Raw genomic sequence first — 7,122 nt, forward strand, 5'->3', positions numbered from 1 at the left:
CCCCGACGGCCCACCCCAGCCACAGGTGGAGTACAAGCTGCGCCGATTCGTCAACGACTATGTGGCGCCGCCAAAGACGTCGAACAAGCTCGCCATCGCCATCGAGACCTTCGAGCGCATGCGCTCGGAGATCGAGCAGATGGGCGGGCGGACCCCGCACGAACTGATGCGGTGTGCGGAGGTGTCGTTCATCCGCGACTGCGCCGAACTGGCGGCCCGGAGCTCGTTGACGCGCACCGAGAGTCGTTGGGGTCTCTATCACGAGCGTGCCGATCTGCCCGAGCGCCGGGACGACGAGTGGGGCTACCACCTGAACGTCCGCAAGGCCGCCGACGGCACGATGGAGTTCCTCGGTCGGCCGGTCGAACCCTTCCTGGTCGATGTCGAGGGGCTGGACCACATCCCGCCGGCCGACCGGACGGTGATCGCGATCGAGCAACCTGTCGTGTGGACGGGCCCGGGCTACCGCGGTGTCGAGAGCCCGGTGCGCGAGACCACGAGGAAGGACGAGTCCACGGCAACGGCGTCACCGAGGATCGTCGAACTGCTCGGAACCGCGGTGACCCACGCCGCCGATCTCGCCGGCTATCTGGCAGACCCGGATCCGACGGTCCGCCGGACCGCGATCGCGGTGCTGACCGAGAACACCCCGGATGGGTTCGAGATGGCCGTGGTCCGGGCGTTGGCCGACGCCGCGGCACCGGTCCGCGGAGCGGCGACGCAGGGGCTGCGGGAACTCGTGGAGATCATCGATCCGACCGCGGAGTTCGTGTCCGCGCTCGCCAATCACGCCGAGTCCCCGGACCCGGTCGTGCGTGCGACCGTCGTCGACCTGCTGCGGGCCGTGCGCGCCGATCGGGTCGACCTGTTCGCTTCCGCCACAGGGGATTCCGACCACCGCGTCCGGATCGAGGCCATCCGCGCGCTGGTGTCACGGGATGAGTCCGAGCTGATCGCCGGCCTGGCAACGGATCCCGACCGTGAGGTCCGGATCGCGGTGGCCGACGGGCTGTCGACGGTCGGGGGCGGTGGTGTGGAGGCCGTCCGGACACTCGGAGCCGACCGCGATCCCCTCGTCCGGGCCGCGGCGTTCTCCGCGATGGCGGTCGTGGGTGACGGCGCTGTCGACGGCCCGGTCCTCGTCCGCGCGTTACGTGAGACCGCATGGCAGGTGCGCGTCGGTGCGGCGCGGGGGCTCGCGGTCGCACGTGATGAGGCGACGGTCTCGGCGCTGGAGAAGGCGATCGCGGATGTCCACAACGACGTCCGGCGGGCTGCCGCCCTCACCCTCGCGGAGTGGAGCGACGATCCGGTGGTCCGGCGGATCCTCGAGGGCGCCGCCGACGACCCGGACGCCGACGTCCGGGCCGCGGTCCGGCGGAGTCTGCGGGGCTCGCTCGCCCCACACTGAGAGACGTTGCGCGGGCACACGGCGCCGAGCCATGACCGCCTTCACAACCGGTCCGCGTCACGGACAGCACAGAACCGTGCAGCCTCGACACGATCGGCGATCCGGTTTCCTCCTACGGTGATCCGAAGGTCGCCGACCGCGCGCTGCGGTGGGCAGGAGGAGCGCTCGGAGCTTGCGGAGGGCGCGGCAGTCCTGCTCCCTGCGGAGCGCTTGGAGCTTGCGGAGGGCGCGTCACGAAGGGTCCGGCGACCGGGGTTCGAAAAGCACCCGAACGGTGCCACTCACATTAGCGAGTCCGCATGTCCGACAACCGCACCCGCGGCCGCACCATGTGAGTCGCGGTACGCCTGTAGCGTGGTGTCCTGTCACCACGTGTGCAAGCACATCGGATAGCGAGGACCCCACATGGCACTTCATGCACTGCTCGCCAAGGCCGGCGCGACGGTCGCCACCGGCTTCGTCGGAGCCGTCGCCTACGACGCCGTACGCACCGTCGCCCGACGCGCCCCGCTGCGTGAGGGAGCCGTCGTGGCGACCACGTGGGGTATCCGTGGAACACGCAAGGCCGAGGAGGTCGCGGAGTCGGTGCGACTCAACACCGCCGACATCGTCGCCGAGGCGAAGGAACGGCTGGGCGAGGAGTCGACTCCGCCGGGAACCGCCGTCGCACACGATCACGACCACGATCACTGAATGGTGAGCACGTCCGCGCCGACGTACTCGCCGGAGCTGCAGCCGACCGACATCGTCGTCCGGTCGTCGGCGGCGGGCCGGGTGCGTATGACGGTTCCGTGGTTGCGGGTCACCGATCGCACTGTCGCCGACCGTCGTGCCGTGGCCGTCGAGGAGAGCGTTGCCCGGGTGACCGGTGTGCGCGCCGTGCACGCCTACCCGCGGACCGCCTCGGTCGTCGTATGGTTTCGGGCCGACACCGACCGGGATGCCATCGATCATGCGATCGCGGCGGCCACTCACGCCGACCCCGCGAATCTTCCTGACCGCGCACCGCATTCGGCCGACGTCACCAATGCCGACCTGCTGCGCATGGGGATAGGCGCGGGAGCCCTGGTCCTGCTGGGTTTCCGGCGCTACGGGTTCCGCCGCCCGCCGCTGCTCGGGCCGGCCTCGCGCACCGTCGCCACCGGTGTCACCATCTTCTCCGGGTACCCGTTCCTCCGCGGCGCGCTCCGCTCGCTCCGTGGTGGCCGGGCCGGGACCGATGCGCTGGTCTCGGCCGCCACGATCGCGAGCCTGCTCCTTCGCGAGAACGTGGTCGCGCTGACCGTGCTGTGGCTGCTCAACATCGGTGAGTTCCTCCAGGACCTCACGCTACGACGCACCCGACGCGCCATCGCCGAGCTCCTCCGCGGCACCCAGGACACCGCCTGGGTTCGACTCTCCGACGGCACCGAGGTGCAGGTCGCCATCGACGCGCTGCACGTCGGCGACGCGGTCATCGTGCACGAACAGGTCGCCGTCGCGGTCGACGGTGTGGTCGTCGACGGTGAAGCGGTGGTCGACCAGTCCGCGCTCACCGGCGAGAACCTCCCGGTGACCAAGCACGTCGGCGACCGCGTGCAGGCCGGCTCGGTGGTACTCACCGGCCGGATCGTCATCGAGGCCCACGCGGTCGGCGACGACACCTCGATCGGTCGGATCATCGGCCGGGTCGAGGAGGCTCAGCGCGACCGCGCTCCCATCCAGACGGTCGGGGAGAACTTCTCCCGGCGGTTCGTACCCGCGTCGTTCGCGTTGTCGGCGCTGACGCTGCTGGTGACGCGCGATCTCCGTCGTGCGATGACGATGCTGCTGATCGCGTGCCCGTGTGCGGTGGGGCTGTCCACCCCGACCGCGATCAGCGGCGCCATCGGGAACGGCGCGCGGCGCGGAATCCTCATCAAGGGCGGATCGCACCTCGAGGCTTCGGGACGGATCTCGGCGGTGGTGTTCGACAAGACCGGCACGCTGACCGTCGGGCGCCCGGTCGTGACCAACGTCGTGTCCTTCTCCGACGACTGGCAGCCCGAACAGATCCTCGCCTACGCGGCCAGCTCCGAGATCCATTCGCGTCATCCGCTCGCCGAAGCGGTCATCCGGTCCACGGAGGAACGTCGCATCGAGATCCCGACGCATGCGGAATGCGAGGTCATCGTCGGACTCGGCATGCGCACCCGCGCCGAAGACGGGCGCGTGCTCCTGCTGGGTAATCCGTCGCTCCTCGACCGGCACGGCGTCGCGATCTCCGACGACGCCATCGGCTGGGTGGACCGCTTGCGGCAGGCGAGCGAGACACCGCTGCTGCTGGCCGTCGACGGCACGCTCGTCGGTCTGGTGAGTCTGTCCGACGAGCTGCGTCCCGAGGCGCGTGAGGTGCTCGACGCGCTGCGTGCCGACGGGGTCACCGAGATCGCCATGCTCACCGGCGATCACCCGGTCACCGCGGCGACCATCGCCGCCGAACTCGGCATCGAGCGGTGGGCCGCCGAGGTCACCCCTGACGACAAGCTCGCGGTGGTTCGTGAGCTGCAGGCCCTCGGCCACGTGGTCGCGGTGGTGGGTGACGGTGTGAACGACGCCCCCGCGTTGGCCGCCGCGGACATCGGCATCGCGATGGGGTTGGCCGGAACGGATGTCGCGGTCGAGACCGCGGACGTCGCGCTAGCCGGGGACGACCTGCGCAAGCTGCTCGACATCCGCGATCTGGGTTCGCACACCGTCGAGGTGATACGACAGAACTACGGTATGTCGATCGCCGTCAACGCCCTGGGGCTGGTGATCGGCGCGGGCGGTGCGCTCTCGCCGGTCCTCGCCGCCGTGCTGCACAACGCATCATCGGTTGCCGTGGTGCTCAACAGTTCTCGGCTCATCCGGTATCAGGTCGAACCGGCTCCGTCGGCGTCGGCGGAGGAAGTCCGCGCATGACCGAGGTACCCACGACGACCGCGACCTTCGAGTGTCCGGCCGGGACGATCATCGCTCGCACCGACGGACAGGTCGTGCGCGCCACCGGGATCCGCTTCGCGCAGGCGGCGCGCTTCGAGGTTCCGTCCCCGCAACCGCCGGCCGACGAGCCGATCGATGCGACCTCGTGGTCGCCCGCCTGTCCTCAGCGCAACGGCGAGGGGATCGTCCACGACACCTTCGGCGATGCCGCGCTGGGCGAGATGGTCGGCGACGAGCACGCCCAGTACGTGTCGGTCACGGTGCCGGTCGACCGTCGACCCGACGAGGCTCTCCCGGTGATGGTCTGGATTCACGGCGGGTCGTACATCATCGGCGCCGCCGACGCGCCCTGCCACGATCCGGCGGCGCTGGTCGCCGAACAGCGGGTGGTCGTCGTGTCAGTGACCTACCGACTGGGATTGTTTGGGTTCCTCGGCGACGGCATCAACCGGCCGGCGAACCTGGGCCTGCTCGACATGATCGAAGCGCTGCGCTGGGTTCAGCGGAACATCGCGTCCTTCGGCGGCGATCCCAACGCCGTCACCGTCTTCGGCGAATCAGCCGGCGGCGACGCGGTTGCACAATTGATGGCGGCCGACGGCGTGACGGGCCTGTTCCGCCGCGCCATCATCCAGAGTGCGCCCCTCGGCATCACCCGACGTCGCGAGCGGTTGCATGCGGACATGTTCGCTGCGTCGCACCAGGTGTCGGCGTCGGCGACCGTCGACGAGGTCCTGGCCGTCCAGGAGTCGATGATGGGACTCAAAGCGATTCTGCAACATGGACTTCCGGCGTTCATGTCCTTCGGTCCCCAGTACGGCCACCATCCGCTGCCACCCGAGGACGAGGTGGACGCGGTCTGGGAGAGTCGAGCGCGGGACGTCGAGGTCCTCATCGGCTGGTGCAGCCGCGAGGCCGCGTTCTTCACCGCGGCGATCGACGGGGTGTCGTCGCTCCCCGCGGTTCCGTTGGTCGGCAACCGCCTGTACGAATGCCTTGTCCAGCAACTCACCCGTGCCATCTACACGTCGGCGGCCGACCGCTTCGCCCGACGCCACCGACGCGCCGGAGGAAAGGCCGCGCAGTACGTCATCGACTGGGGCGCAGCAGATCACCCGCTGCGCGCCGTGCACACCGTCGACATCCCGTTGCTGTTCGGAACCCCGGAGATCTGGGCCGGCGCCCCGATCCTGGCCGGCCACGACGCCGATCGGGCTGCCGAGGACGGCCGCACGTTGCGACGGATCTGGGCGGACTTCGCTCGCGACGGATGGACCGCGCCGGCTGATGTGCCGGGCCTGATCCGCTTCCGTTGACCGCGGCATCGCGTAGCGCGAATGCGACTGTACCCGCGGTCTCACCACGGATTGGGCGTCTGCAGCCGAATCGCGCGAAGCCGTCGACGCCCGGCGGTGGAAGCGCCGCGAGGTCAGTCGGCCGGTCGTTCACCCACGGCAATCAGTGTGTCGCAGTCGACTTCGGTGATCCCCTCTCGTCTGCCAGCCGCTGCAGGAACCCGACTCGCACGTCCTCGACGGCGTCGGCGTCCAGGTCGGCGAGTGCGCCGCGCAACCCGCTGCCGAGGACCATCGACCAGGAGAACTCGTCGGTCCGTGGTACGCGCAGGTCGAGAACTGACGCGGACACCTCTTCTGCGCCAAGCGATTCGAGCCACCTGACGATCTTCTCCTCGGTGTCGATCCGCGTGATGGGGTGAGGCGGTCCGTCGGACGGGGCACGCGGACCGGGTGGCGGCGGCGTGTTCGTCACGCGGGCGACCTCGGCGAAGTAGGCGCCGGTGAAGTCGTGGAGTGCGTCGTCATGTTATACCGCGACTGCGAGACGACCACGTGGGCGCAGGAGGGGCAGTAGTTTGCGCACCGAGTCGTCCATGTCCGGCAGAAAGAACACGCCGAAACCGCATGTGATCACGTCGTATTCGCCGCGCTCCCGGCCGGGCAGCGCGGTCACGTCGTCGACCCGGAAGTCGATGTTGCGCAGACCGGCCGCATAGGCGCTGGTTCGGCCACGCTCCACCAGATCGGCGGCGAAGTCGACTGCCGTGACGTGCCCGTCGGGTCCGACGACCCGCGCGGCGGCCAGCGCGCTGGCACCGGTGCCGGAACAGATGTCGAGAACCTCATCGCCCAGCGCGACCCGTGCCCGAGCAACGAGGGTCTCGCCCGCCGGACCCCAGACGAGGGGAGTCACCAGGTCGAAATCGGGACTGGTCGAGTTGAAGATCTCGGCGATGCTCGGGCCTGGCATGGGTTCAGCGTAGACGTGTTGACAACGGTTCCCGATAAAGTGGCGGACGTCTCAATCCTCTGCCGACAGAACGGAGCCGTCCCTGATGGACCGCGTCCGGCTAATGCTGCTCTTGATCTACTTGGTCCTTCCCATCGACCTGATTCCCGACTTCATCCCCGTTCTCGGCTACGCCGACGACGCGATCATCGTGGTGTTGGCGCTGCGCTCGGTCGTCCGCCGTGCCGGCCAAGATGCGCTCCGGCGCCATTGGCCCGGCAGCGACGACGGTCTGGTCGCGGTGCGCCGCCTGGCCGGCATCGGCGATCCCACAAAGCCGATGGACCCATAGCCCGAGTCGGCTGCCTCGGACGTGCTGGTACATGTCCGACCCTCATGCGAACATGTGTGGCTCTTCTGACGTCGAAGTGGGTTCCTTTTCGCGAGCCTAACGCACGCAACGCCCAGTCTCGCTTAGGTTTTGATTTGCGAAGAACAAGACCAAAGGAGTGGGCGTTGCG

The 7,122-nt window shown here is 69.2% G+C and carries 6 protein-coding genes and 1 pseudogene; 5 read left to right on the forward strand and 2 right to left on the reverse strand.

Annotation, left to right across the window (positions count from 1 at the left end; all coding sequences use genetic code 11):
• The 4 genes from FFS52_RS23235 to FFS52_RS23250 form a co-directional block, all read left to right on the forward strand.
• The coding region (locus FFS52_RS23235; protein WP_171011721.1) for a HEAT repeat domain-containing protein at positions 1 to 1,411 on the forward strand (1,411 nt) is incomplete at its 5' end.
• A 405-nt stretch (positions 1,412 to 1,816) separates the two neighbouring features.
• On the forward strand, positions 1,817 to 2,104 hold the full coding sequence (locus FFS52_RS23240; RefSeq protein ID WP_058252919.1) for a DUF1490 family protein: 288 nt from the start codon (positions 1,817 to 1,819) through the stop codon (positions 2,102 to 2,104).
• Positions 2,105 to 4,333 (forward strand): cation-translocating P-type ATPase, encoded by a 2,229-nt coding sequence (locus FFS52_RS23245; protein WP_068972119.1) that lies wholly within the window; start codon positions 2,105 to 2,107, stop codon positions 4,331 to 4,333. It begins immediately after the preceding gene.
• Positions 4,330 to 5,670 (forward strand): carboxylesterase family protein, encoded by a 1,341-nt coding sequence (locus tag FFS52_RS23250; protein WP_068972120.1) that lies wholly within the window; start codon positions 4,330 to 4,332, stop codon positions 5,668 to 5,670. Before FFS52_RS23245 ends, FFS52_RS23250 begins: the two co-directional genes overlap by 4 nt.
• Before the next feature lie 142 nt (positions 5,671 to 5,812).
• On the opposite strand, the gene FFS52_RS24005 is transcribed toward FFS52_RS23250, so the two are convergent.
• Both FFS52_RS24005 and FFS52_RS24010 read right to left on the reverse strand, forming a co-directional pair.
• Positions 5,813 to 6,124, reverse strand: coding sequence for a hypothetical protein (locus FFS52_RS24005; protein ID WP_223259022.1), 312 nt, complete (start codon positions 6,122 to 6,124; stop codon positions 5,813 to 5,815).
• Positions 6,125 to 6,178: 54 nt separating this feature from the next.
• On the reverse strand, positions 6,179 to 6,622 hold the full coding sequence (locus tag FFS52_RS24010; protein ID WP_223259023.1) for a class I SAM-dependent methyltransferase: 444 nt from the start codon (positions 6,620 to 6,622) through the stop codon (positions 6,179 to 6,181).
• Between the two features lie 52 nt (positions 6,623 to 6,674).
• Between FFS52_RS24010 and FFS52_RS23260 the strand changes: the two are divergent.
• Positions 6,675 to 6,953 (forward strand): annotated as a pseudogene (locus FFS52_RS23260) (YkvA family protein); the annotation flags it as partial.
• Positions 6,954 to 7,122: the final 169 nt, after the last annotated feature.

Source organism: Gordonia sp. ALPHA1B1 (assembly GCF_005502615.1).
GTDB lineage: Bacteria > Actinomycetota > Actinomycetes > Mycobacteriales > Mycobacteriaceae > Gordonia > Gordonia hongkongensis.